We start from the raw sequence: 24,770 nt of genomic DNA on the forward strand, positions 1-24,770 counted from the left end.
GACTGAGCGCCCTGACTGCGACGCGCGTGTGAAACGTTAGGCCAGAACCGGCCTGCCATGGAATCTACGACTGAAAAACGGCCCGCAGGTTTAACCCAAACGCTGATTAATCCTCAAATAATCGGCTGGGGAGAGACTGCCCCCGAATCCGGCGTTACCGCCCCGCACTTTTGTGCGGCACGAGTGGGTCGAAAATACCCACCACAGAGCAAAAACGATCGCCGGAGACGCCCGTTCTAGAGCGCTTCGGCAGAACAATCAATTCCGTTGATTATTACCATTGCGTTTATGAACTTTTATATCGACTTATCGAGAGTAGCATTGCCCTCGTACCCACTTTATCGCCCCCCCAAGGAGCAACCCATCATGAAACGCCAATTACTGCTTAGCCTTACCCTCTCAATGCTGGCCAGCACCGCATTCGCTTTGCCTGCTGCTGACCAGGCCACTCCACAAGTCAAAGACAGCCACTCGGTGTTCAGCCAAACCGTCGCTGCCGATGGTTCCGACCGCACTCCACAAGGCCAGACCCTGGCTGAAGGCGGTAACGATCGCCTGAAAGAAAAAGGCCTGATCACCCAGGATGGCTCGGACCGTACCCCACAAGGCCAAACCCTGGCTGCTGATGGTTCCGACCGCACTCCACAAGGTCAAACCCTGGCTGCCGACGGTTCCGACCGCACTCCACAAGGTCAAACCCTGGCTGCTGACGGTTCCGATCGCACCCCACAAGGCCAGACCCTGGCTGCTGACGGTTCCGACCGCACTCCACAAGGCCAGACCCTGGCTGCTGACGGTTCCGACCGCACTCCACAAGGTCAAACCCTGGCCGAAGGTGGTGGTGACCGTGTCATCGAACGCAACAGCGCTGTGAGCTGAGCCCATGGCGGCCCTGAAAAAAAGCCCAATCCCCGGATTGGGCTTTTGACTTTATAGGGTTTGGCCGTGTTGGAAGTTGCATATCCCCGCTTGATCCCCCGATAGTCGTTCGACGCCAGCGAAGCCGATTTGCTAGAGTGCGCCGCTGTCCCTGTCCAGAAAAACACCCTTGCGATGCTGCCCCGCGCCGAACAGAAACAACAAACCCGCAACGCCCTGATGGACGCTGCCCGTCACCTTATGGAATGTGGCCGAGGATTCGGCAGCCTGAGCCTGCGCGAAGTCGCGAAAACCGCCGGGATCGTGCCTACCGGTTTCTACCGGCATTTCGCCGATATGGATGAACTGGGCCTGGTGCTGGTGAGCGAAGTCGGCCAGACCTTTCGCGAAACCATTCGCCTGGTGCGCCATAACGAGTTCGTCATGGGCGGCATCATTGACGCTTCGGTTCGCATCTTCCTCGATGTGGTCTCGGCCAATCGCTCGCAGTTCCTGTTTCTGGCCCGGGAGCAGTACGGCGGATCGCTGCCCGTGCGCCAGGCCATTGGTCGCCTGCGTGAAGACATCAGCTCGGACCTCGCGGCCGACCTGTCCTTAATGCCGAAGCTGCAGCATCTGGACATCGCCGGCCTCAGCGTGATGGCGGACCTGATCGTCAAAAGCGTGTTCGCGACCTTGCCGGACATTATCGATCCACCGGCCGAGGCGCTGCCCGAGCACCTGACGCCACAGGCAAAAATCACTCAACAACTGCGCTTCATCTTCATCGGCCTCAAGCATTGGCAAGGCCTCGGCAGCACCGAATAACCGCCACTCCCACAAAAAACCAGTCAAAGCATCAATTTGGTGCCACCTAAACACCCCCGCACCATTCCAGTTCAAAATTCTGCAACATCCTGAAACACCCACTAAGCTCCGACAGGTATTTCCTACGTATCGCCCGATTGGCAAGCCCCTTGCTCTAGCCTGAGCATTGTCCATTGCTGGAAGCCTCCCGATGCTGGTGATTCATCGCAGAATCGACCCTCAACCTGTCTGGGCCGCCGAGTTGCACCTGACCTTCGAAGCCCGGAGCAAAAGCCGTTTGCGCTGTTTCAGTGCCGAGGGCGAGGACGTCGGATTGTTTTTGGAGCGCGGTCAGCCACCGTTGCATGACGGTGAATGCCTGCAAGCCGAAGACGGGCGCATCGTCCGAGTCTGTGCCCGTCCCGAGCAATTGATGCATGTCACTTGCGCCAACGCGTTCGAACTGACTCGCGCGGCCTATCACCTGGGCAATCGCCACGTCGCCCTGCAGGTCGGCGATGGCTGGTTGCGGCTGCTCGACGATTACGTGCTCAAGGCCATGCTCGAACAGTTGGAGGCCAAGGTCGACAACATCGAGGCACCGTTCCAGCCGGAACACGGCGCCTATGGCGGCGGCCATCACCATTCCCGTCACGGCGACGAGGACTTCAACTACCCGCCGAAGCTGCACCAGTTCGGCGTCCGTTTATGAACCCGGCCTGGGCGCTGCTGCGTCTGGCCAGTCCACAACTGCCGATCGGCGGCTACAGCTATTCGCAAGGCCTGGAAATGGCTGTGGATAACGGCCGGGTGAACGATGCAGACAGCGCGCGACGCTGGATCAGTGATCAGTTGTTGCTGAGCCTGGCTCGTTTCGAAGCGCCGCTGCTGCTCGCCCATTGCACTGCGGCCGTTGATGAGAACTGGGCTGAGTTGCTGCAACGCTGCGAAGAACACCGCGCCAGCCGGGAAACCCGCGAGCTGCATCAGGAGAGCCGGCAGATGGGCTATTCGCTGCAACAACTGCTCAACGGCTTGCCGGAACTCGATGCGCCAGCCCGCGCCTTTCTCCAACAGCGCCCTGAGCCGCATTTGGCCCTCGGCTGGGCGCTGGCGGCTCGCGCCTGGCAGATCAGCCCACAAGATGCGCTGGCGGCGTGGCTCTGGAGCTGGCTGGAAAATCAATTGGCGGTGCTGATGAAAACTCTGCCGCTGGGCCAGCAGGCTGCGCAACGCCTGACCAGCGAACTGCTGCCGCTGCTGCAACAAGTGCAGCAGAACGCCACCCGAATCAACCCCGAACACTACGGCAGCGCCGCGTTCGGCCTGTCCCTGGCGAGCATGGCTCATGAGCGCCAGTACAGCCGTCTGTTCCGCTCCTAGGGCCTTTTTACTTGGAGAATCACATGAACACACAACCTCTGCGCGTCGGCATCGGCGGCCCGGTCGGCTCCGGCAAAACCGCTTTGACTTTGGCGCTCTGCCTGGCCCTGCGCGACCGCTACAACCTGGCCGTCGTCACCAACGACATCTACACCCGCGAAGACGCCGATTTCCTGGTGCGCAACGAAGCCCTGGCGCCTGAGCGCATCATCGGCGTGGAAACCGGCGGCTGCCCGCACACGGCGATCCGCGAAGACGCCTCGATCAACCTCGAAGCGGTGGATCAACTGAACCGCCGCTTTCCGGGCCTGGATCTGATTCTGGTGGAGTCCGGCGGCGATAACCTGTCGGCGACCTTCAGTCCGGAACTGTCCGACCTGACCATTTACGTGATCGACGTCTCGGCGGGCGACAAGCTGCCACGCAAGGGCGGACCGGGGATCTGCAAATCCGACTTGCTGGTGATCAACAAGGTCGACCTCGCGCCGCTGGTGGGCGCGTCGCTGGAACTGATGGACAGCGACACCCAGCGCATGCGCAACGGCAAGCCGTTTGTCTTCAGCAATCAGAAAACCGGTTTGGGCCTGGAAGCAATCATCGCCTTCATCGAACGCCAAGGCTTGCTGACCGCAGCCTGATCACGACTTATCAACAAGGAAGCTTATCCATGACACTTAAACGCATCCTGGGCGCCATGGCCCTGCTGCTGACCCCGGCCCTCGCTTTCGCTCACCCGGGTCATGGCGACAACGGTTTGATCGCCGGCATCAGCCACCCGATTGGCGGCCTTGATCACTTGCTGGCGATGGTGGCGGTCGGCCTGTGGGCCGCGCAGCAAAAAGGCGCCGCGCGCTGGGCGCTGCCGTGCACGTTCGTTGGCACCTTGCTGATTGGCGGGTTGCTGGGTTTCGAAGGGCTGAACCTGCCGGCGCTGGAAAGCGGGATTGCGGCGTCGGTGCTGGCGCTGGGCCTGGCAGTGGCCTTGGCCGTGCGTCCGCCGTTGAGCGTGGCAGTCGGTGCGACGGCTTTGTTTGCGCTGTTCCATGGTGTGGCCCACGGGCTGGAGCTGCCTGACATGTCGAGCCCTTGGGCTTATGCGGCTGGGTTTGTGGCGGCGACGGCGGCGTTGCACGCAGCGGGTTATGCCGTGGTGCGCGTGTTGCCGCAAGCGGCGGCGCCGTTGGTTCGATTGGCCGGTGCGGCATCGGCGGCGACCGGGGCCTGGTTGTTGGCGGGCTAAGCCGCCAAAGATCGTTCCCACGCTCTGCGTGGGAATGCAGCCCACGACGCTCCGCGTCACTGGACGCGGAGCGTCCGTAGAGGCATTCCCACGCGGACGGTTCGACGCCTCGACGTGGGAACGATCGACCCGCTCACTCTGCTAACATGTCGCGCAATCAACCCTGCCGTGACGACGCCAGCCAATGCCGCCTGTTTCCCGCTCCGCCTCCCAGCCTGAATTGACCGCTCTGTTTGCCTCGGTGCAACAGCATTTCCAGGACGTGATCGTGCCGCTCTGGCAAGGCCCCGGCTGGAATGCCGACATGGCGTTGCCTTATGAAGCGCTGGACGCCGGGCATCAGCCGCTGCCACCCCAGCGTTACCGGGCGATGGCCTGCGCACGGCAGTTGTATCTGTTTTCCAGCCTGATCGGCCAGGTGCCGGCCGCAGAGGACCGCGCCGCAGCGCTGTTCCGCTCCTTGCAACAGCATTTCCACGACGCCGAGCACGGCGGCTGGTTCTACAGCATCGACCCGCAAGGTGCGCCACTGGATCGGCGCAAAGACCTCTACACCCACGCCTTCATTCTGTTCGCGTGCGCCCATTACTGGGACAAGGTTCGCGAGCCGCTGGTGGAATCGGTGCTCAACGCCACGCTGGAAGTGCTGGCGCAGCGCTTCGCCACGGGCGACGGCCTGTACGAAGCCTGCCTCGACCGTGACTGGTCCTCGCTCGACTCCGGCCCCCTACAAAATCCCCTGATGCATTTGGCCGAAGCCTACCTCGCGACCCTGTCGGTGCGGGACGACATCGCCGTGCAACGGGCGCTGGTCGAGTTATGCACAGCCATGCAGAAGCGTTTTATCGACCCGCAACACAGCGTGTTGATGGAGAAACCGCTGGGTGCTGTGGATAACTGGTTTGAACCGGGGCATCAGTTCGAGTGGTGTTTCCTGCTGGAGTCTTCGTCGTTGCTGCGCGGATCAAAACTGCATGCTTCGCTGGAACGTGCGTTTGTGCTGACCGAACAATTGGGCGTCGATCCGCAAACCGGTGCCGTGGCGGCGATGCTTGACCTGAATGGCTCGGCGAAGGATGCCACCCAACGCATCTGGGCGCAGGCTGAATACCTGCGCGCGCTGACCTTGCGTCCGGACAGCGAAGCCTCGGTGCAACGCCAATTGCAGGCGTTGCAACAGCGCTTTCTGCATGTGGGCGGCTGGTATGAGTGTCGTGATGAGCAGGGCGAAGTCAGCCGTAAGGACATGCCATCGACGACGCCTTATCACTTGGCGACTTGCTATCGCGGGCTAGTCGATTATCTCGGTTGACCCTGTCGCGAGGGGGCTTGCCCCCGTTGGGCTGCGCAGCAGCCCTAAAACCTATTGGCCGCATTCTTGCCGGCAGATTTTGATGGCTGAATTGCGGCTGCTGCGCAACCGAACGGGGGCAAGCCCCCTCGCCACAATTAAGCCTTGTTATTACGCTGAATCGCAAACCCGGCCCACGTCTGGCTCACTGGCATCAGCTCAAGGCTGTTGATGTTGATGTGTGCCGGCGCGTTGAGCACCCAGAAAATGGTCTCGGCGATGTCCTGCGGCTGAATCGGCTCGGCACCGGCGTAGGTCGAGTTGTAGCGCTCCTGGTCACCGGCGAAACGCACCAGCGAGAACTCGCTCTCGCACAGGCCCGGCTCAATATTGCTGACGCGCACGCCAGTGCCTTGCAGGTCGCAACGCAGGTTCAGCGAGAACTGCCCAACGAATGCCTTGGTCCCACCATAGACATGGCTGCCCGGGTACGGATAGTTGCCGGCGACGGAGCCGAGGTTGACGATACCGGCACCGCGACCGTGGGCAATCAGGCGTGGCAACAACAGGCGAGTGGCGTACATCAGGCCTTTGATGTTGGTGTCGACCATAGTGTCCCAATCATCGAGATCGCACTTCGGCGCCGGATCAACACCCAGTGCCAGACCGGCGTTGTTGATTAGCCCGCGCAGCTTGGCAAAGGATGGCGGCAGGTTGGCGATCGCCTCCTCCATGGCCTTGCGATCACGCACGTCGAGCACCAGGCCATGAACCTCGGTCTGCTTCGACAACTCGGCGCACAGGGCGTTGAGGCGTTCTTCACGACGGCCTGTCAGCACCAGTTTCCAGCCAGCCTCGGCAAAACGACGGGCACAGGCTTCACCAAAACCGGAGGTCGCGCCGGTAATAAACAGGGTGTTGGACATCGTGTTCTCCTTGCTTCGGCTGATCGACAGCCATTGGAATAGAAAATCAGCTGGCAGCATGCCCGGCCTTGTCCACAGCGGCAACCACCGCAAAAACTGTACAAAAAACAACCAAACCTTGCAAAGCCAAAGGCGCCGTGGCTTACAGCCATGTACACGCACCTTATCCACAGGCCGGTCCACAGTTTCCGGGGGCAAGTGGAAAAGCTGCAAGCCGCAATCCACAAGGCTTTGCGGGCAGATTATAAAGTTTTTTGCTTGACCCTCGGGTGCCAGCTGTGTACCCCATGGCATTTTGCACGATGGGTGGGTCAAACCGACGATGGCGCCAAGCCAGTAACTACGGCCCTCAGCCGAGTCTTTCCAGAGTTTAACCACAGACTTATCCACAGGCTGGCCCTTCACATTTTTAGCCACTTTGGTCGCCAACAAAAAGGTTGACAAAGCCTGTTCCCGGTCAAGCAAAAACACCTGATCAAAAAACAACCACATCGCTGCAAGCCACGTATTCAAAGGCTCTCAGACAGCTACTCCCACGTTATTCACAGCCAGCTCCACAGCAAACGGGGACAAGTCAAAACCGTGACAAAACAACTATTTGCAGCGGCTTTATGTCGCGCTTTGAGAGCTTGTGAATATTGTTTTCCACAATTTCCGGAAAGCACACCAGAGGCACCTGTGGGAGCGGGAATTGAGGCGTATAGAGAATGTAAAAAAGCCCCGGCGATTGCTCGTCAGGGCTGTGGATATTCCGGCAGCGTGTCAGTGCCCGCCGAGATAAGCGTTACGCACCTCCTCATTCACCAGCAGCTCCTTGCCGGTGCCAGTGATACGGATCTCGCCGTTGACCATCACGTACGCCCGGTCCGACAACTTCAACGCATGGTTGGCGTTCTGCTCGACCAGGAAGATGGTCATGCCGGTACTCGCCAGTTCCCGCAGGGTCGCGAAGATCTGTTTCACCACGATCGGCGCCAGCCCCAGGCTCGGCTCATCGAGCAACAACAGCTTGGGCCGGCTCATCAACGCACGGGCGATGGCGAGCATCTGCTGCTCACCGCCGGACATGGTCATGGCGCGCTGGTTACGGCGTTCCTTGAGCCGCGGAAACAGCTCGAACATGCGCTGCATGTCCTCGGAAGCGTACTTGTCACCGATTGGGATAGTGCCCATCAGCAGGTTTTCCTCGACGGTCATGTCGGGGAACACCCGCCGGCCTTCAGGCGACTGAGCGATGCCGTTGGACGCGATGTAGTGCGACGACTTGTGGGTGATGTCCACGCCCTGATAAATGATCTGCCCGTTAGCCGCTCGCGGTTGGCCGAAGATCGACATCAGCAAGGTCGATTTACCGGCGCCGTTGGAGCCGATCAGGCTGACGGTTTCACCTTCTTCGATATGCAGCGAGACTTTTTTCAGGGCCTGGATCGGCCCGTAAAACACATCCAGATCCTTGAGTTCGAGGATGGGTTGACTCATAGCACCACTTCCTCTTCATCAGCGCCCAGATAGGCCGCAATCACTTTCGGGTCGTTGCGAATCGCTTCAGGTCCGCCCTCGGCGATGACGATGCCGTGGTCCAGCACCACGATGTGGTCGGAAATGCTCATTACCATGCCCATGTCGTGTTCGATCAGCACCACGGTCAGATCGTGCTCGTCGCGCAGCAGACGGATCATCGCGCTCAGCGCTTCGGTTTCCTGAGGGTTGAGGCCGGCAGCCGGTTCGTCGAGGCAGATGATCTGCGGCCGGGTGCACATGGCCCGGGCGATTTCCAGACGGCGCTGTTGGCCGTAGGACAGTTCGCCAGCCAGACGGTTGGCGCAGTCCACCAGATCCACGACTTCCAGCCAGTAGAAGGCGTGGTCCAGCGCATCGCTTTCGGCCTTGCGGTAGCCCTTGGTGTTGAGGATGCCGGCCAGCATGCTGCGGTTGACCCACATGTGTTGGGCCACCAGCAGGTTTTCCAGCACCGACATTTCCTTGAACAGGCGAATGTTCTGGAACGTGCGCGCCAGCCCGGCACGGTTCACCAGGTGGGTGCCGCCGAACATCTTGTAGCGCATCCGGGTGATGAAGCTTTTCGGCGAAACGAAATCCGTGGCTTTGAACGATTCGCCCAACAGCTGGATGACATCGGTGCGCTCGCCGCGAGTATTGAGTTCGATCTTGCCGCCGGACGCCTTGTAGAACCCGGTCAGGCAGTTGAACACGGTGGTCTTGCCGGCGCCGTTGGGGCCGATCAGGGCAAAGATCGAGTTGCGATGAACCTTGAGGCTGACATCGCTCAACGCCTTGATGCCGCCGAAGTGCATCATCAGCTTCTCGACCGAGAGTACGACTTCGCTCATGGCGCTACTCCTTTACGCGGGGTCACACCGGTACGGCTGATCCGAATCAGGCCGCGCGGTCGCCAGATCATCATCAACACCATCAGCACGCCAAACAGCAGCACGCGATATTCCGCAAAGCCGCGCAGCAGTTCCGGGGCAACCGTCAACACGAAGGCTGCAATCACCACGCCGATGGTCGAGCCCATCCCGCCGAGTACCACGATGGCGAGGATCAGGGCCGATTCGAAAAAGGTGAACGAGGTCGGGTTGACGAAACCTTGATAGGTAGCGAAGAACACCCCGGCCAGGCCTGCCGTCGAGGCACCGATGGTGAATGCCGATAGCTTGACCAGTACGTGGTTCAGGCCCATGGAGCGGCAGGCGATTTCGTCTTCACGCAAGGCTTCCCAAGCGCGGCCGACCGGCATCTTGACCAGACGATGCTTGATGTACAGCACGGCCAGCACCACCAGGAACAACACCGCATAGATGAAGTAATACTTCACGTCCGGGTTATAGGCGATGCCGAAGAACTCATGGAACGGGACACCGCCCTCCTTCGCACGCTTGCCGAACTCGAGGCCGAAGAAGGTAGGCAGCGGAGCCGCCATGCCATTGGGGCCACCGGTCAGGGACAGCCAGTTGTTGAGCACCAGGCGAATGATTTCACCGAAACCAAGGGTCACGATCGCCAGGTAGTCACCGTGCAATCGCAACACCGGGAAGCCAAGGATGCAACCGGCCAGGCCCGCAGTGATTGCCGCTAGCGGCAGCACCGTCCAGAAACCCAGTCCGAGGTATTGATAACCCAGCGCCAGGCCGTAGGCACCGATGGCGTAGAACGCCACGTAACCCAGGTCGAGCAGACCGGCCAGGCCGACCACGATATTCAGGCCCAAGCCCAGCAATACGTAGATCAGCCCGAGGATCACCACGCCCAGCAGGTAGGAGTTGGAGAAAAACGGGAACACCACGGCAACGAGGATCAACAGTGGGATGATCCAGCGCAAGCGGGATTTGTAATCAGGTGGCAGTACATGAACCCCGGAACCGGTGCTTTCAAAGCCTTCAAGGATTTTCAGGCCCTTGGGCGTTTGCAGGAACAGGCTCAGGGCAAACCGGCCAGCCATGACGATGGCGACAATCCACGCCACCCGGGTCGTTTCCATATTGAAGCCGTAGCCGTCGAGGACCACGCCAACAATCGGGCCGAACACAATCAGGGCGACAAGGCCGGCAAGAATCGCGTCAACCAGGCTTCTTTTGAGATCAATGGTTTTTTTAGTGGTTGAAGACATCGCTTACACCTTCGACACAAGAGGACGGCCGAGCAGGCCTTGGGGCCGAAAGACCAGAACGAGAACGAGCAGCGAGAAGCTGAAAACGTCTTTGTAGTCCGAGTTGACCAAACCTGAGAACAGCGACTCGGAGATCCCGAGAATAATCCCGCCAAGCATCGCACCAGGCAGCGAGCCGATGCCGCCGAGTACCGCTGCGGTGAACGCCTTGATGCCGATGATGAAGCCGGCATAGAAGTCGAACGTGCCGTAGTTCATGGTGATCAGTACGCCGGCCAGGGCCGCCATCGCGGCACCGATGATGAACACGTAGGAAATCACGCGGTCGGTGTTGATCCCCAGGATCGAGGCCATCTTGCGGTCTTGCTGGGTGGCGCGGCACATGCGGCCGAGCTTGGTGTACTTGATGATGTAGGTCAGCAGGGCCATGCCGGCGAATGCGGCAATCAGGATAAACACCTTGGTGTAGGTCAACTGCACGAAACCGGTGCCGATTTCGACGCGCCATGCTCCCGTCAACAAGGTCGGAACACCCTGTTGCTTGGCGCCTTGGGCGATCTGGGCATAGTTTTGCAGGATCAGTGAAATCCCGATGGCGCTGATCAGCGGTGCCAGTCGGGTGGAGTTGCGCAGGGGCTTGTAGGCGACGCGCTCGATGACCCAGCCATACACCGCCGTGACCACGATGGTGAAAATCAGGGTGCCAAGCATCAGTAGCGGGAAGGATTCAATACCGAAGTATGCCAGCAGAGCCAGACTGATTGCCGCGAGGTAAGCGGAAATCATGTAAACCTCGCCGTGGGCGAAGTTGATCATGCCGATGATGCCATAGACCATTGTGTAGCCGATGGCGATCAGGCCATAGACCGACCCGAGGGTCAGGCCATTGACCAGTTGCTGCAGGAAAATACCATCCATAACGCAATCTCACGCATTTGAGAGACTGCACAGAAGCCGGGTGCAACGGACCGGGGTTCAGCCGCCGGGGCAACACGGTTGTGTGCAGCTCTACGAGAAAAGACAGGTACTGCACGGACATGTTCGTTGACTGCCCGGTGCACAAGGCGCCGGGCAGATCAGGTCATATCACTTCTGTTTTTCCAGCTGGTGGTATTTGCCGTCCTTGTTCCACTCGTAAACCACGTAGTCGGAGACTTTCAGGTCGCCCTTGGCGTCCCAGGTCTTCTCGCCCATCACGGTTTTGACCGGGTTTTTCTTCAGCCACTCGGCGGCTTTTTCGCCGCTGTTGGACTTGGCGCCGTTGAAAGCTGCGGCCAGGGTCTGGACCGAAGCGTAGGCGTAGAGGGTGTAGCCTTCAGGCTCGGTGCCTTTCTTGCGGAACTCGTCCACCACGGTTTTGCTGTCTGGCAGCAGGCGTGGGTCGGCGCCGAAGGTCATCAGCACGCCGTCAACGAATTGCGGACCGCCAGCAGTGGTCACCAGTTCGTCAGTCACGATGCCGTCATCGGACATGAATTTGACGTCTTTGAGGCCTTGTTCACGCAGTTGACGGACCAGAGGACCGGCTTCCGGGTGCAGACCGCCGAAGTAGACGACGTCGGCGCCAGCGCCGCGGATCTTGGTGACGATGGTGCTGAAGTCTTTCTCGCCACGGGTCAGGCCTTCATACAGCACAGGCTTCACGCCGCGTTTTTCCAGCTGAGCCTTGGTGGCATCCGCCAGACCCTGACCGTAGGTGTCCTTGTCGTGCAGGACTACAACTTTTTTGCCCTTGAGCACGTCGACGATGTAGTCACCGGCCACGATGCCTTGCTGATCGTCACGCCCGCACATACGGAACATGGCGCTCAGGCCGCGTTCAGTAACTGCCGGGTTGGTGGAACCTGGGGTGATTGCAATGATGCCCGCTTCGTCGTAGATCTCGGAGGCCGGGATGGTCGACGAGGAGCAGAAGTGACCGACCACGCCGGCGACTTTCTGGTTGGTCAGGTCCTTGGCGACCGTCACAGCCTGTTTCGGTTCGCAGGCGTCATCGCCCTTCACCAGTACGATTTTTTCCCCGTTTACGCCGCCCGCCGCGTTGACCGCGTCGGCTGCAGCCTGTGCACCCTTCATGTACTGCTCGCCAAATGCCGCGTTGGCACCTGTCATCGGACCCGCCACACCGATTTTCACATCAGCCTGTGCAAACGCAGAAACACCCAAAGCAGTTGCCACTGCGAGGGCCAGAAAGCCTTTCTTGTAAAACGTCTGGGACATGAGGTGGTGCTCCAAGGTTTTTTTTTAGTTGGCACTGCGACTTCTCCGAATGCTCAGAGCAAGGGCCGTGCCATCGGTTTTTTATTCTGAAAAAAGTCGCTGCTTTATTGTTATTTCGACTGTTTCGATCCCATTTTCATTGGGCGTGCAACCGTCTAAACCGCGAAAGGTGAAACCATTTATTTTTAAAGGCGCAACTCGCGCGCGCCATCATTGCAACCGCGGCGCCAAACGACGTGCAACCAGCCTGTAACAACGTGCGTCACCGAAGTGCACACTGCTGGTGCGCAACTGCTACAACTCGCACCTTTTACAGGCTAGTCGCTGCGCGAAAAAGCGCCGCTTCCAGCAACAAATTTCAACAATCAAATAACGATCCGCAAGCACTGGCCTGCGTGATACAGCGAGAAACCGGCCTCGTACAGACAACTGCGCAAACCCACCCCGGCCAATGGCTGCATGGGGGCGAAGGGAATCGGTAGCGCCTGAGGATTTCCGTTACACAGATAATCGGCAAAGGCTTTGCCGACCACCGTCCCCGTCGTCACGCCCCTGCCGTTGTAACCGGTGACTGCCACTAAACCGGGCGCCGGCTCGAACAACCGCATCAAGTGGTCGGGGGTAAACGCAATGCAACCGGTCCAGGTGCATTCCCATTCAACGGGTTTGAGGTAGGGGAAATAGTGCTGCTGCACCCGATCGGCCCAGGCCTTGAGGAACCAGGTCGGTTTCTGATTGCCGTTACCGAGGCTGCCCAGCAACAGACGACCGTCTTTGTCGCGACGAATACTGCTCAGTACCTGGCGCGTGTCCCAGGAACCCTGGCCGCCGGGCAGGATTTGCTGCGCCGCGTCTTCGGTCAGCGGGACCGACGCCACTTGATAGTAATAACCGGGGAAGAAATTGCGCCGCAACTCCGTCCAGTCACCTTCGGTATAAGCGTTAGAGGCGATGACCACTTGCTCGGCGAGCACTGAACCCTGAACGGTTTGTACCGACCAGCGTTGGCCCTGACGTTCGAGTCGGGTAACCGGAGAATGATCGAACAGCTGACCGCCAAGGCTGATGGCCGCTTTGGCCAGCCCCGTGGTGTAAGCCATCGGATTGATCGTGCCGGCACGCTTGTCGAGCAGCGCGGCAGCAATCTTTTTGGTACCCGTCGCTTGTTCGCAGGCATGTCCGGTCAGCAGTTCGACCGGTGCCCCGCGACGTTTCCATTGTGCTTCGCGACTGCGCAGATCGGCTTCGCCACGGGCGTTGTGCGCCATGTGCAGCGTGCCTTCGCGGCGTAACTGGCAATCGATGCTGTATTTGTCGACCAGGCTGAACACCAGGGATGGCGCTGCACCCAGCATGCGATTGAGCTGACTGCCCACCGCTTCGCCGAACCCGGCCTCGATCTCGTCCGGTGGAATCCACATCCCCGCATTGACCAGTCCGACGTTGCGTCCCGAACCGCCATGACCAGCGCGATGGGCTTCGAGCACGCAAACCGTTTTACCTTTTTCCAGCAGATGCACCGCCGCCGACAGACCGGTGAAGCCGGCGCCGATGACGCAGACGTCAACCTTCACTTCGCCCTTGAGCGCCGCGTTGTCAGGCCTTTGCGGCGTCAGTTTTTCCCACAGACACTCTTCGCGTAACGGCATTGCCAGACTCCAACAGAAACCTAACAAACAACAAAGCAAAAGCTTCGCGGGCAAGCCTCGCTCCTACAGGTGTTGAGTGATCCTGTAGGAGCGAGCGGGCGGCGATCCGACTTGCCCGCGAAGGGGCCTATCAGTCGAACGTAATGCCCTGAGCCAACGGCAACTCCAGCGAATAGTTCACGGTGTTGGTCTGACGGCGCATGTAGCCACGCCATGCATCGGAGCCCGACTCACGACCACCACCGGTTTCTTTCTCGCCACCAAACGCGCCACCGATTTCCGCACCGCTCGGGCCGATGTTGACGTTGGCGATGCCGCAGTCGCTGCCGACCGCCGACATGAACTGCTCGGCTTCACGCACGTCGGTGGTGAAGATGCACGAAGACAAGCCTTGTGGCACCGAGTTGTTCAGGCGCAGCGCTTCGTCGAAGTCCTCGTAACCGACCACGTACAGGATCGGCGCGAAGGTTTCGTCGCGAACCACATCGCTTTGCTCGGGCATTTCGACGATAGCCGGCGAAACGTAGTAAGCATTCGGGAATTTGTCTTCCAACTGGCGTTTGCCGCCAAACACTCGGCCGCCTTCGCTCAAGGCCTGCTCCAGCGCGTCCTGCATGTTTTCGAAGCTGTTTTTGTCGATCAGCGGACCGATCAGGTTGCCCTCGAGCGGATTGCCGATGCGGACCTTGGAGTAGGCAGCCTTGAGGCGGGTGACGATTTCTTCCTTCACCGACTCATGGGCAATCAGACGACGCAGGGTGGTGCAACGCTGACCGGCGGTGCCGACGGCGCTGAACAGGATGGCGCGAACGGCCATGTCCAGGTCGGCGCTTGGGGCGAGGATCATGGCGTTGTTGCCGCCCAGTTCCAGAATGCTGCGGGCGAAACGTGCGGCGATTTTCGGCGCCACTTCACGGCCCATGCGGGTACTGCCGGTGGCGCTGATCAGCGCGACACGCGGGTCATCGACCAGCGCTTCACCGGCATCGCGGCCGCCGATGATCACTTGACTCAGGTGTGGAGGGGCGTCGCTGAAGTTCTTCAGTACGCGGTCGAACAGCGCCTGGCAGGCCAGTGCGGTCAGCGGGGTCTTCTCGGACGGTTTCCAGATCACCGGGTTGCCACAGACCAGCGCCAGTGTGGTGTTCCAGGCCCAGACCGCAACCGGGAAGTTGAACGCACTGATGACGCCGACTACGCCCAGCGGGTGCCAGGTTTCGCGCATGTGGTGGCCAGGACGTTCGGAAGCGATGGTCAAGCCGTACAACTGACGGGACAGGCCGACGGCGAAGTCGCAGATGTCGATCATTTCCTGAACTTCACCCAGGCCTTCCTGAGTGATCTTGCCGGCTTCCCAGGACACCAGCTCGCCGAGGTCGGCCTTGTATTCGCGCAGGATGTCGCCCAGTTGACGCACCAGCTCGCCTCGGCGCGGGGCTGGGACCTTGCGCCACAGTTCGAACGCATGATCTGCGCGACTGATGTGCTGCTCGACTTCAGCGGCACCTTCCCAGTTCACGGCGGCAATCTTGCTGCCATCGATCGGCGAATGCACCGGCACTTTGCCGTTCTGGTACAGGGCCGGGTTCACACCAAGACGATCAAGCAATGCGGCAACCATGGGTCACTCCTCGAGCAAAAAACAGAAAACGTGCAGCCGGATATTCACGGCTGATCAGGCCTGTAGTTTTAGCTCCCCGGAGGTTACCCAACAAACGACCTTTAAGAGAGATATCATTCCGTTTATTCATGCTTTGAATTGCTGGCAGTAAAAGAAACAAGAAAAAGGACCGTCCATGCTGAATAAACGCTACTTGCCATCGATCACCGCGCTGCAGTGTTTCGAGGCCGTCACCCGGCATTTGAGCTTCACCCGGGCCGCCGAAGAGCTGAACCTGACCCAGAGCGCCGTCAGCAAACAGGTCGCGCAACTCGAAGAGTTGCTACAGCATTTGCTGTTTCGCCGGGTGCGCCGACGCCTGCAAATGACCCCGGCCGGTGACTTGTACCTGGTGGAAGTACGAAAAATCCTCACGCAGGTCGAGATGTCGACCCATTACCTGCGTTCCTACGGCGGTGAAACCGAAGTCTTGCGGGTTTCGACGCCGCCGACCTTCGGCGCGCGCTGGCTGGTGCCACGCTTGAAAGGTTGGCGCCTGCGCCATCCCTCGATCCATCTGGACCTGTGCAGCGAGCAGGAAGCCGATGATTTGCTGCAAGGTCGCAGCGACCTGGCGTTCTACTTCGGCCAGGGCTCGCGGCCCGGCACCGAATGCCTGAAGCTGTTCGGCGAGGAGCTTGTTCCTGTGTGTGCACCGGGCAGCCTGCCGGACACGCCGTTCACCGATCCTACACAGCTCACCGACCTCGTCCTGCTGCAAAACGCCTCGCGGCCCCAGGCCTGGCACGACTGGTTCGACAGTCAGGGCTACCACACCGAACACAGCTATCACGGCCCGCGCTTCGAAACTTTCTATATGTGCATCCGCGCCGCCCAGGTCGGCTGCGGCGTGGCACTGCTGCCGCGCTTCCTGGTGGAAGAGGAATTGGCCGACGGCAAACTGGTCATACCCTGGCAGCACGCGATGCCCAGCACGGATGCCTATTACCTGGCGTATCCGGAGCATTCGGCGGAAGTACCGAAGGTGCGGGATTTTGTGAAGTGGATGTTGGAGCAGATCGACAGTCCAGACACGTCACTTATCTAGGGTTGCCCCCAATACCTGTGGGAGCGAGCTTGCTCGCGATAGCGGTGGGTCAGTCAATATTGATGTTGAATGTAATACCGCCATCGCGAGCAAGCTCGCTCCCACAGGAATCTGCTGCAATCTAAAAAACCGCTGGCAATAACTGCCACTGATATGCGCCACTAGCCCCATTCATTGAAACTGCTGAAACGTCGCCGCCACGGGCCGCGGCCAGCCTGGAGAACCCCGTTATGAGCGAGAGCGTGTTTGGCGATCGCATCGTGCAGAACCTGCTCGACACCGACTTCTACAAACTGACGATGATGCAGGCGGTGCTGCACAACTACCCGAACGTGGAAGTCGAATGGGAGTTTCGCTGCCGTAACAGTGAGGATCTGCGCCCCTACCTCGCGGAGATCCGCTTCCAGATCGAACGCCTGGCCGAGTTGAGCCTGAGCGCCGACCAGTTGAGCTTCATGGAACGCATCAGCTTCATGAAGCCGGATTTCCTGCGTTTTCTCGGATTGTTCCGCTTCAACCTGCGCTACGTCCATACCGGCATTGAAAACGGCGAACTGTTCATCCGTCTGCGCGGACCGTGGTTGCATGTGATTCTGTTTGAAGTGCCGTTGCTGTCCATCGTCAGCGAAGTGCGCAACCGTTATCGCTACCGGGAAATCGTTCTGGAACAGGCTCGCGAGCAGCTCTATCGCAAATTTGACTGGCTCACCGCCAATGCCAGCACAGACGAATTGTCCGAATTGCAGGTAGCCGATTTCGGTACACGCCGTCGCTTCTCGTTCCGTGTGCAGGAAGAAGTGGTGAATGTGCTCAAGCATGATTTTCCCGGACGCTTCGTCGGCACCAGTAACGTGCACCTTTCACGGGAGCTGGACATGAAGCCTTTGGGCACCATGGCCCACGAATGGATCATGGCGCATCAGCAGCTCGGTCCACGGTTGATCGACAGCCAGATTGCCGCCCTCGATTGTTGGGTGCGCGAGTACCGGGGCCTGCTGGGAATCGCCCTCACCGACTGCATCACCACCGATGCTTTCCTCAACGATTTCGACCTGTATTTCGCCAAGCTTTTTGACGGTTTGCGCCATGATTCCGGTGACCCGGTGATGTGGGCCGAAAAGGCCATCGCTCACTACCACAAGCTCGGCATCGACCCGATGAGCAAGACGCTGGTGTTCTCCGACAGCCTGACACTGCCCAAATCCCTGGAAATATTCCGGGCGTTGCGCGGTCGGATCAATGTCAGCTTCGGTATCGGCACCAACCTGACGTGCGATATTCCGGGTGTCGAACCGATGAGCATCGTGCTTAAAATGGCGGCCTGCAACGGTCAGCCCGTGGCAAAGATTTCCGATGAGCCTGGCAAGACTCACTGCAAAGACCCGAATTTCGTCGCCTATTTGCGACACGTTTTCAAAGTACCTGCCGCCCTTTCCAGTACATCTGGCACCACTAGCAAGGAGTGAATTCATGCAAGCCGTACAGCGTGAGATTGCTGAGCAGCTCAAGGTTCAGCCGCCATTCGCCGACCATGCCGCCCTTGAGGCTGAAGTCGCCCGGCGGATCAGTTTCATTCAGGAATGCCTGGTCAATTCCGGGCTCAAGACCCTGGTGCTCGGCATCAGCGGCGGCGTCGATTCCCTGACCGCCGGCCTGCTGGCCCAACGCGCCATGCGTGAGTTGCGCGAGCAAACCAGCGACAAAAGCTACAAGTTCATCGCCGTGCGCCTGCCTTACGAGACCCAGTTCGATGAACACGACGCCCAGGCCTCGGTGGATTTCATCGCCCCGGACGAACGTCATACCGTGAATATCGGCCCGGCGGTGAAATCCCTGGCCAATGAAGTGGCGGCCTTCGAAGGCAAGCACGCGGTCTCGGTGGATTTCGTGCTCGGCAACACCAAGGCGCGGATGCGCATGGTCGCCCAGTACACCATCGCCGGCGCAGCGCATGGGCTGGTGATCGGCACCGACCACGCGGCGGAAGCGGTGATGGGTTTCTTCACCAAGTTCGGTGATGGCGCCTGCGACCTGGCCCCGTTGAGTGGCCTGGTGAAAAACCAGGTTCGAGACATCGCCCGCAGTTTCGGCGCACCGGAATCGCTGGTAGAAAAAATCCCGACCGCCGACCTTGAAGACCTGTCCCCGGGCAAACCGGACGAAGCGTCCCACGGCGTGACCTACGCCGAGATCGACGCGTTCCTGCACGGCCAGCCGGTGCGTGAGGAAGCGTTCAAGATTATTTGCGATACGTATAAAAAGACACATCACAAGCGCGTGATGCCGTTCGCGCCTTGAAGCTGTGGCGTCTTTACTGACGCCTTCGCGGGCAAGCCTCGCTCCCACAGGTATTGTGTCGGACCCGATAATGGGCACGACGCAGATCCTGTAGGAGCGAGGCTTGCCCGCGAAGAACGATGACTCGGTCAAATGTCAGGCACAAAAAAAGCGTCCCTCGCAGGACGCTTTTTTATGAGCGCGATTTAATTACTTCAGCGTAACCGTACCTTTCATCATCGAGATGTGGCCCGGGAACGAGCAGAAGAAACCGTATTTTTCAGCCGGATCGAGCTTCGACACGTCGAAGGTCACCGAGTCGGTTTCCTTGGCACCGATGATTTTGGTGTGGGCAATGACGCGTGCATCACCTTCTTTCAGGTAGTTCTTGTCGATGCCAGCAGCCAGGCCATCGGTGGCGATCGGCTGCATATCAGCCTCTTTACTCAGCACCCAGTTATGACCCATGACGTTTTTCGGCAGGTTGCCGGAGTGTTTCAGCTCCACGGTGAATGTCTTGCAGCTCTTGTCGATGCTGATTTCCTTGGTATCGAAGGACATCTGGTCAGTGGAGTCGACAGTGACCTTGCATTCGGCAGCCATCAGTTGGCTGCTGGCCAGTGTCAGCAGGGATACCGCAACAAGTTTGGCAAACATGGTGAATCTCCAAGGCAGGGTTAACAAAAGTGCGAATGGACAGAAGACTGCCTGAAAACTTCGCAAGTTCCTATGACCTGAATCAAAAATTGTATACAACTTTCGGGCTATGACACCTATCGAAACAAACTACCAGCCAGACGTCTGGCCCGGCCCTATCATCAGGGCGTCATCCCTCATCTGGAGCGCCTGTCATGTCCTTTAACAGCCTGTTGCGCAGTTTGCTCGCCGCTTATGCCTGTGGCGCCAGCGGCAGCTACGAAACACCTGAACGCGAAGTTTAGACCTTGGAGCGCCGCGCGCCTGCCTTTACTCTGTGGCCATCCTGACCATGGAGTAAGGCATGTCTTTAGCGTCCGTTTGTGTATTTTGCGGTGCCAGCACTGGCACCAACCCGGCTTATCGTGAAGCGGCTGTCGCCCTCGGGCGAGCACTGGCCGAACGCAAGCTGACCCTGGTCTATGGCGGCGGCGCCGTCGGGCTGATGGGCATTGTCGCCGATGCGGCACTGGCGGCCGGCGGCGAAGTGATCGGGATCATTGCGCAAAGCCTGAAAGACAAGGAAATCGGCCACAGCGGCCTGACTCGTCTGGAAGTGGTCGACGGCATGCATGCGCGCAAGGCGCGGATGGCTGAACTCAGCGATGCCTTCATCGCGCTGCCTGGGGGCCTGGGCACTCTGGAAGAACTGTTCGAAGTCTGGACCTGGGGCCAGCTCGGCTACCACGGCAAACCGCTCGGGTTGCTGGAAGTGAACGGTTTCTACAGCAAATTGACTGGTTTTCTTGATCATATCGTCGGCGAAGGCTTCGTTCGCGAAGCGCACCGTGACATGCTGCAAGTGAGCGAATCGCCGCAAACCCTGATCGATGCACTGGACGCTTGGCAGCCGACAGTGGTGCCCAAATGGACAGAGCAAAAACCCAGCTAACGGCTCGGTACCGATACAGGGCAGAATATGCGCCGCTCAACCTCACCTTCGACCCCAGAGGATCGCCCATGGCTAAACCTAATTATTCCTTCGCCAAACGTCAGAGAGACTTGGCCAAGGAGCAGAAGAAAGAGGAAAAGCTTCAGCGCAAGAAAGCTACAGCTGAAGAAGAAGCAGCAGCACTGAACCCGGATGCCGAAGGCGAAGTGGCTACAGACGAAACTGAAGCACCGAAAGATCAGGCGCCCGACGCCTGAGACCCTCAGGGCCCGATGATCTGATCAGGCCCACCGGATCTGTGTCCAGGGTCAGCAGCCTCGCTGCTGACCCTCACAGGCCCAACGCTTTATAAATCGAATCGCGATAACCTTTGGGCAAGTTGGCCGGCAAATGCGCCGGATCAAACAACCCGATCTCCTTGTGTTCATGACTGATCGTCGGCACAAAACCGCCCAGCAATTGGCAGTGGTAGGTCGAGATGAACACGTGCTTGCCGGGGATCACCTCGAACAGATACGAATCCAGCGGCTCCACCACCACCACCTCGACATCCAGTTCCTCGGCAATTTCCCGTGCCAGGCAGTCCGGTGCCGTCTCGCCCAGCTCGATTCGCCCGCCGGGTAACTCCCATTCGTCGCGCTCGTTGAGCATCAGCACGATCTGGCCTTCGGGGGATTGCAGGACGCCTTTGATTGAAACCGGGAACATTGAAAATCCTCTCCAGCAAATAAAACACGGTCCCCCTGCGGGGGTCTCTACTGATCCAGCGGCATCACCGTCACTCGAACCTCAGGATCATGGTTCCCGCCCCCGAGAATCACCCCACGCAACGGCGAAACATCGGAGAAATCCCGGCCCCATGCCAGTGTGATGTGCTCCAGCGCCGGCTGCACATTGTTGGTCGGGTCAAAATCCACCCAACCGAGCACCGGGCAAAAAACTGAAACCCAGGCATGCGAGGCATCGGCGCCGATCAGTCGCGGCTGGCCGGGCGGTGGCTGGGTCAGCAGGTAGCCGCTGATGTAACGCGCCGCCAGTCCACGGGAACGCACGCAAGCGAGCATCAGGTGAGCGAAGTCCTGACAGACCCCGCGCCGACGCTCCAGCACCTCCACCAGCGGCGTTGCCACTTGAGTCGCCTCGGCGTCGAAGGTGAACTCGCTGAAAATCTTCTCCATCAACGCCTGGACACCCAGCAACAAAGGCCGCCCCGATGGAAAGCAGCTTTGCGAGAAGTCGACAAAGTTGCGCTTCAAATGCACATAGGGCGATTCGAACCGGTAACGGCACGCTTCCAGCAGCTCAGGGGAAAGCGGCTGACTGCTGTAGGTCAACGCGTTGCGGGTTTCTTCCCACGCGGGTGATTGATTGAAATCCAGCGTCGGCCGGGCCAGCACCTCGACGGTGAGCCGGGCGTTGACCAGCAATTCATCGTGCGGCCGCTCAAACGCTAACCGGGTGAGCGGATTGCCAAACACATCCAGCTCATCCCGGCGCGAGGTCGGGTCAGGACTGATCTGCAAGTGCTGCTCGGTGCAGCGCTGCCACGCACAGGCCCGTGGCCACAGGTGCGCAAGTTGCTGGGCCAGGGACACCGGGCTGTCGTAGTGATAATGGGTGTCGTGGAGAATCTGATAACGGGCGCTCATCAGACGGACACCGTGCGCTGGCTGACATCATCGACATGGGCGAAATGGCGCAAGGCCAGACGATCCGAGACTTGCCCGCTGGCATCGGCGATCTCTTGCAGCAAATCGGCCAGACCGTTGATGGCGGCGCGAACGCTGGCATCACCGAACAGTGAATTCTCCAGGCAGCCCAGATCGAAACGCGCCAAACGCTCCACCAGTTGCGGCAGACCTGCTTCGCGAGGTGCGCCAAAATCGTCGTTCAAGCGCTTCACTGCGCGGGTCACCAGTTTCAACTGGAACAGCACCGCGTGAGGGTTTTGCTCGTCGAGCAGCAAAAGGTCGAGCACCGGAATCAACTGCGCCACCGCCAGGTACCGCGAGCGGTAAGTGATGCTGCTGTTGCCCAGTTCCAGCAGCCACTCCAGCCCGGCCTGATCGAAGACACCGGCACCGCGCAGAAACGCCGCCAGACTGCCGCTGAGAAATTGCAGCCGCTCGATCCGCCGACCGATCATCAGGAAACGCCAGCCTTCGTCCCGGGTCATGTCGTCCAGGGCAAAACCGGACAGTGCCGCCAGGGACATCACCAGCCGATTGAGGAAATCCAGCAATTCGCCAAAATCCGGCTCTTCGGTTTCCAGTTCCATGGCTTCGCGCTGCAATTCCACCAGCGCCTGCCAGTTTTCCCGCGAGAGCTTGCCGCGCACTTGCGAAGCAGCCCACTGTAAACGCTGCAAATTGGAGCGCAGGCTGAAGGGCCAATCATCGCCGAGTAGCGCCGCCAACAGCCGCTCGGGCAACTCGCCTTCGTCTGGCAACAGATTCAGTCGCTCGCCGAGATCGACCGCCGCTTCCAGAGCCTGCGGGTCATCGCCATCGACGTAGCGCGCCAGCATGATCCGCAGCAATCGCGCGCTGTCATCACACCGCTCGCAATAGCGGCCAAACCAGAACAGATTCTCGACTACCCGCGACGGCAGGTACGGATCGCGTCGAACCAGGTCATGCACACCGATCGTGCGCTGGGTTTTCCATTGCTCGCCGCTGGGCGGACGATCCCCCAACACCCAGGTGTCCTTGCTCGCACCGCCGCGCTGCATCGACACCACTTCGGCGTCTGCTTCGGCGGCTACTCGGGTCAATCCGCCCGGCAACACCCGATAACCGTCTTGACTGGCCACGGCATACACACGCATCCCGATGGCTCGCGGTTGCAGTTGACCGTCCTCGGCCTGCCAGATCGGTGCCTGGGACAATTGCGCCAATTCTTGCGCAACGTAGGCATAGGGCCGTGCCTGCATGCGCTCGGCCAGCGTCTGGCGCTGTTTTTCACTCAGGTCGCGGCCAAACACAGGGGCGAAGCTCTGTGACGGAAACGCGGGTTTGATCAGCAACTCCGGCAGCTTCTCCAACGCCTGGGCCAGCACCGGCGCTTCGCCACACCACCACGTCGCAATGGACGGCAGGATCAGCTCTTCGCCGAACAGGAATTGATTGATCTTCGGTAGAAAGCCCAGCAACCCCGGCGATTCGAGCACTCCGCTGCCGAGGGCATTAGCCACCAGCACGCGCCCCTGCCGCACGGCTTCGAGCAAGCCCGGTACACCGAGTGCCGAATCGGTACGCAACTCAAGCGGATCGCAGAAGTCGTCGTCGAGCCGACGCATGATCGCGTGAACCCGGCGCAGGCCACTGAGGGTCTTCAGGTAGACCGTGGCATCGCGCACTGTGAGGTCGCCGCCTTCTACCAGTGGATAACCGAGCTGGCGCGCCAGGTACAAATGTTCGAAATAGCTTTCGTTGAAACGCCCCGGTGTCAGCAGCACGATCAGCGGCACGTCATCATCGCTGGGTGCCTGACGGGCGAGGGTTTCCTGGAGCGTGCGGAAGAACCCGGCCAGATGCTGCACCTTCAGGTCGCGGTACAACTCGGGAAAGGCCCGGGACACAATGGTGCGGTTTTCCAGCGCATAACCGGCACCGGAAGGTGCTTGAGTCCGATCCGCCGTCACCCACCAACGGCCGTCCGGCGTTCGCGCCAGATCAACGGCATACAAATGCAGAAAGGCTCCGTCCGGCGGCGTAACCCCCTGGCAGGGCCAGAGGAAATTGTTGTGACCGAATACCAGTTCTGCCGGCAGCAGCCCTTCGGCAATCAACCGCTGCGGGCCGTAGAGATCAGCCAATACGGCATTCAACAGCCTGGCCCGCTGGGCGATCCCGGCCGATAACTGCTGCCATTCATCAGCGGCTATCACATGCGGCAGCAGGTCCAGTTCCCACGGCCGATCAGCGCCCTTGGGGTCGGCGTAGACGTTGTAGGTCACGCCGTTTTCCTGGATCTGCCGGGTCAACAGGGCCTGACGCTGCACCAATTGCGCTGGCGTGCTGCGTTGCAACTGGTCGAACAACCGGCGCCAGTGCGGGCGCACGGCGCCGCTGTCGTCGAGCAGTTCGTGATAAGTGCCCGCCGTCAGCGGGTAGCGGTCAAGCAGGTCAGGCATGGAAAGCTCGGCAGACAGCAAAGAACGGTCAGACTAACGCAGGCTCATGACGCCCGG

At 59.7% G+C, this 24,770-nt stretch carries 24 protein-coding genes; 12 read left to right on the plus strand and 12 right to left on the minus strand.

Annotated elements, in window-relative coordinates:
* The first annotated feature begins 366 nt into the window (after window positions 1–366).
* The 7 genes from ACIQV9_RS15785 to ACIQV9_RS15815 all read left to right on the plus strand — a co-directional run bounded on the left by ACIQV9_RS15785 (window position 367) and on the right by ACIQV9_RS15815 (window position 5,600).
* Window positions 367–879 carry a hypothetical protein gene (locus ACIQV9_RS15785; protein WP_403103026.1) on the plus strand — a complete coding sequence of 171 codons (513 nt, stop codon included), beginning with the start codon at window positions 367–369 and terminating at the stop codon, window positions 877–879.
* A 174-nt stretch (window positions 880–1,053) separates the two neighbouring features.
* The gene (locus ACIQV9_RS15790) at window positions 1,054–1,686 is read left to right on the plus strand and encodes a TetR family transcriptional regulator (RefSeq protein ID WP_010464134.1); all 633 of its coding nucleotides are present in this window, start codon (window positions 1,054–1,056) and stop codon (window positions 1,684–1,686) included.
* A gap of 190 nt (window positions 1,687–1,876) precedes the next feature.
* Window positions 1,877–2,377 carry an urease accessory protein UreE gene (gene ureE, locus ACIQV9_RS15795; protein ID WP_403103029.1) on the plus strand — a complete coding sequence of 167 codons (501 nt, stop codon included), beginning with the start codon at window positions 1,877–1,879 and terminating at the stop codon, window positions 2,375–2,377.
* Window positions 2,374–3,048, plus strand: coding sequence for an urease accessory protein UreF (locus tag ACIQV9_RS15800; protein WP_403103032.1), 675 nt, complete (start codon window positions 2,374–2,376; stop codon window positions 3,046–3,048). The genes ureE and ACIQV9_RS15800 overlap by 4 nt, the downstream gene beginning before the upstream one ends.
* Before the next feature lie 23 nt (window positions 3,049–3,071).
* Window positions 3,072–3,686, plus strand: coding sequence for an urease accessory protein UreG (gene ureG, locus ACIQV9_RS15805; RefSeq protein WP_403103035.1), 615 nt, complete (start codon window positions 3,072–3,074; stop codon window positions 3,684–3,686).
* Window positions 3,687–3,715: 29 nt separating this feature from the next.
* Window positions 3,716–4,288, plus strand: a complete 573-nt coding sequence (locus ACIQV9_RS15810; RefSeq protein ID WP_403103038.1) for a HupE/UreJ family protein — start codon at window positions 3,716–3,718, stop codon at window positions 4,286–4,288.
* A gap of 184 nt (window positions 4,289–4,472) precedes the next feature.
* Entirely contained in the window at window positions 4,473–5,600 is a 1,128-nt protein-coding gene (locus tag ACIQV9_RS15815; RefSeq protein ID WP_403103040.1) for an AGE family epimerase/isomerase, read from the plus strand.
* A gap of 137 nt (window positions 5,601–5,737) precedes the next feature.
* Here the strand turns inward: ACIQV9_RS15815 and ACIQV9_RS15820 are convergent, their stop codons facing one another.
* The 8 genes from ACIQV9_RS15820 to ACIQV9_RS15855 all read right to left on the minus strand — a co-directional run bounded on the left by ACIQV9_RS15820 (window position 5,738) and on the right by ACIQV9_RS15855 (window position 15,626).
* A complete protein-coding gene (locus ACIQV9_RS15820) occupies window positions 5,738–6,505 on the minus strand; it encodes an SDR family oxidoreductase (protein WP_403103042.1) in 768 nt (255 codons plus the stop codon).
* A gap of 762 nt (window positions 6,506–7,267) precedes the next feature.
* A complete protein-coding gene (locus tag ACIQV9_RS15825) occupies window positions 7,268–7,984 on the minus strand; it encodes an ABC transporter ATP-binding protein (RefSeq protein WP_109627728.1) in 717 nt (238 codons plus the stop codon).
* Window positions 7,981–8,856, minus strand: coding sequence for an ABC transporter ATP-binding protein (locus tag ACIQV9_RS15830; RefSeq protein ID WP_403103045.1), 876 nt, complete (start codon window positions 8,854–8,856; stop codon window positions 7,981–7,983). Before ACIQV9_RS15830 ends, ACIQV9_RS15825 begins: the two co-directional genes overlap by 4 nt.
* Complete coding sequence (gene livM / locus ACIQV9_RS15835) at window positions 8,853–10,136, minus strand: high-affinity branched-chain amino acid ABC transporter permease LivM (RefSeq protein ID WP_403103048.1); 1,284 nt, start codon at window positions 10,134–10,136, stop codon at window positions 8,853–8,855. Before livM ends, ACIQV9_RS15830 begins: the two co-directional genes overlap by 4 nt.
* Window positions 10,137–10,139: 3 nt before the next feature.
* Window positions 10,140–11,054: an ABC transporter permease subunit gene (locus ACIQV9_RS15840; RefSeq protein WP_010464150.1), complete on the minus strand. Its 915-nt coding sequence runs from the start codon at window positions 11,052–11,054 to the stop codon at window positions 10,140–10,142.
* A 168-nt stretch (window positions 11,055–11,222) separates the two neighbouring features.
* Complete coding sequence (locus ACIQV9_RS15845) at window positions 11,223–12,356, minus strand: ABC transporter substrate-binding protein (protein WP_403103051.1); 1,134 nt, start codon at window positions 12,354–12,356, stop codon at window positions 11,223–11,225.
* Window positions 12,357–12,721: 365 nt separating this feature from the next.
* Window positions 12,722–14,005: an NAD(P)/FAD-dependent oxidoreductase gene (locus ACIQV9_RS15850; RefSeq protein WP_403103054.1), complete on the minus strand. Its 1,284-nt coding sequence runs from the start codon at window positions 14,003–14,005 to the stop codon at window positions 12,722–12,724.
* Window positions 14,006–14,135: 130 nt separating this feature from the next.
* Window positions 14,136–15,626, minus strand: a complete 1,491-nt coding sequence (locus ACIQV9_RS15855; RefSeq protein WP_403103057.1) for an aldehyde dehydrogenase family protein — start codon at window positions 15,624–15,626, stop codon at window positions 14,136–14,138.
* A gap of 175 nt (window positions 15,627–15,801) precedes the next feature.
* Between ACIQV9_RS15855 and ACIQV9_RS15860 the strand changes: the two genes are divergently transcribed.
* The 3 genes from ACIQV9_RS15860 to nadE all read left to right on the plus strand — a co-directional run bounded on the left by ACIQV9_RS15860 (window position 15,802) and on the right by nadE (window position 19,011).
* Entirely contained in the window at window positions 15,802–16,713 is a 912-nt protein-coding gene (locus ACIQV9_RS15860) for a LysR family transcriptional regulator (protein ID WP_403103060.1), read from the plus strand.
* Window positions 16,714–16,943: 230 nt separating this feature from the next.
* Entirely contained in the window at window positions 16,944–18,179 is a 1,236-nt protein-coding gene (pncB, locus tag ACIQV9_RS15865) for a nicotinate phosphoribosyltransferase (RefSeq protein WP_403103062.1), read from the plus strand.
* Window positions 18,180–18,183: 4 nt separating this feature from the next.
* Window positions 18,184–19,011 carry an ammonia-dependent NAD(+) synthetase gene (gene nadE / locus ACIQV9_RS15870; protein ID WP_403103065.1) on the plus strand — a complete coding sequence of 276 codons (828 nt, stop codon included), beginning with the start codon at window positions 18,184–18,186 and terminating at the stop codon, window positions 19,009–19,011.
* A gap of 189 nt (window positions 19,012–19,200) precedes the next feature.
* On the opposite strand, the gene azu is transcribed toward nadE, so the two are convergent.
* Window positions 19,201–19,647: an azurin gene (azu, locus tag ACIQV9_RS15875; protein ID WP_403103068.1), complete on the minus strand. Its 447-nt coding sequence runs from the start codon at window positions 19,645–19,647 to the stop codon at window positions 19,201–19,203.
* Window positions 19,648–19,990: 343 nt separating this feature from the next.
* Between azu and ACIQV9_RS15880 the strand changes: the two genes are divergently transcribed.
* Together ACIQV9_RS15880 and ACIQV9_RS15885 are read left to right on the plus strand one after the other, a co-directional pair.
* Complete coding sequence (locus ACIQV9_RS15880) at window positions 19,991–20,578, plus strand: TIGR00730 family Rossman fold protein (RefSeq protein WP_403103071.1); 588 nt, start codon at window positions 19,991–19,993, stop codon at window positions 20,576–20,578.
* A 68-nt stretch (window positions 20,579–20,646) separates the two neighbouring features.
* On the plus strand, window positions 20,647–20,835 hold the full coding sequence (locus ACIQV9_RS15885) for a hypothetical protein (RefSeq protein ID WP_007947526.1): 189 nt from the start codon (window positions 20,647–20,649) through the stop codon (window positions 20,833–20,835).
* Window positions 20,836–20,908: 73 nt separating this feature from the next.
* Here ACIQV9_RS15885 and ACIQV9_RS15890 read toward each other — a convergent pair whose 3' ends face one another.
* From ACIQV9_RS15890 to ACIQV9_RS15900, 3 genes are read right to left on the minus strand one after another with little or no spacing between them, the layout of a single operon-like run.
* Window positions 20,909–21,286, minus strand: a complete 378-nt coding sequence (locus ACIQV9_RS15890; protein WP_403103074.1) for an NUDIX domain-containing protein — start codon at window positions 21,284–21,286, stop codon at window positions 20,909–20,911.
* A gap of 47 nt (window positions 21,287–21,333) precedes the next feature.
* Complete coding sequence (locus tag ACIQV9_RS15895) at window positions 21,334–22,227, minus strand: transglutaminase N-terminal domain-containing protein (protein WP_403103076.1); 894 nt, start codon at window positions 22,225–22,227, stop codon at window positions 21,334–21,336.
* Window positions 22,227–24,713 carry a circularly permuted type 2 ATP-grasp protein gene (locus ACIQV9_RS15900; protein ID WP_403103079.1) on the minus strand — a complete coding sequence of 829 codons (2,487 nt, stop codon included), beginning with the start codon at window positions 24,711–24,713 and terminating at the stop codon, window positions 22,227–22,229. Before ACIQV9_RS15900 ends, ACIQV9_RS15895 begins: the two co-directional genes overlap by 1 nt.
* Window positions 24,714–24,770 lie beyond the last annotated feature (57 nt).

This window comes from Pseudomonas sp. NPDC099000 (assembly GCF_044759925.1).
Lineage (GTDB): Bacteria > Pseudomonadota > Gammaproteobacteria > Pseudomonadales > Pseudomonadaceae > Aquipseudomonas.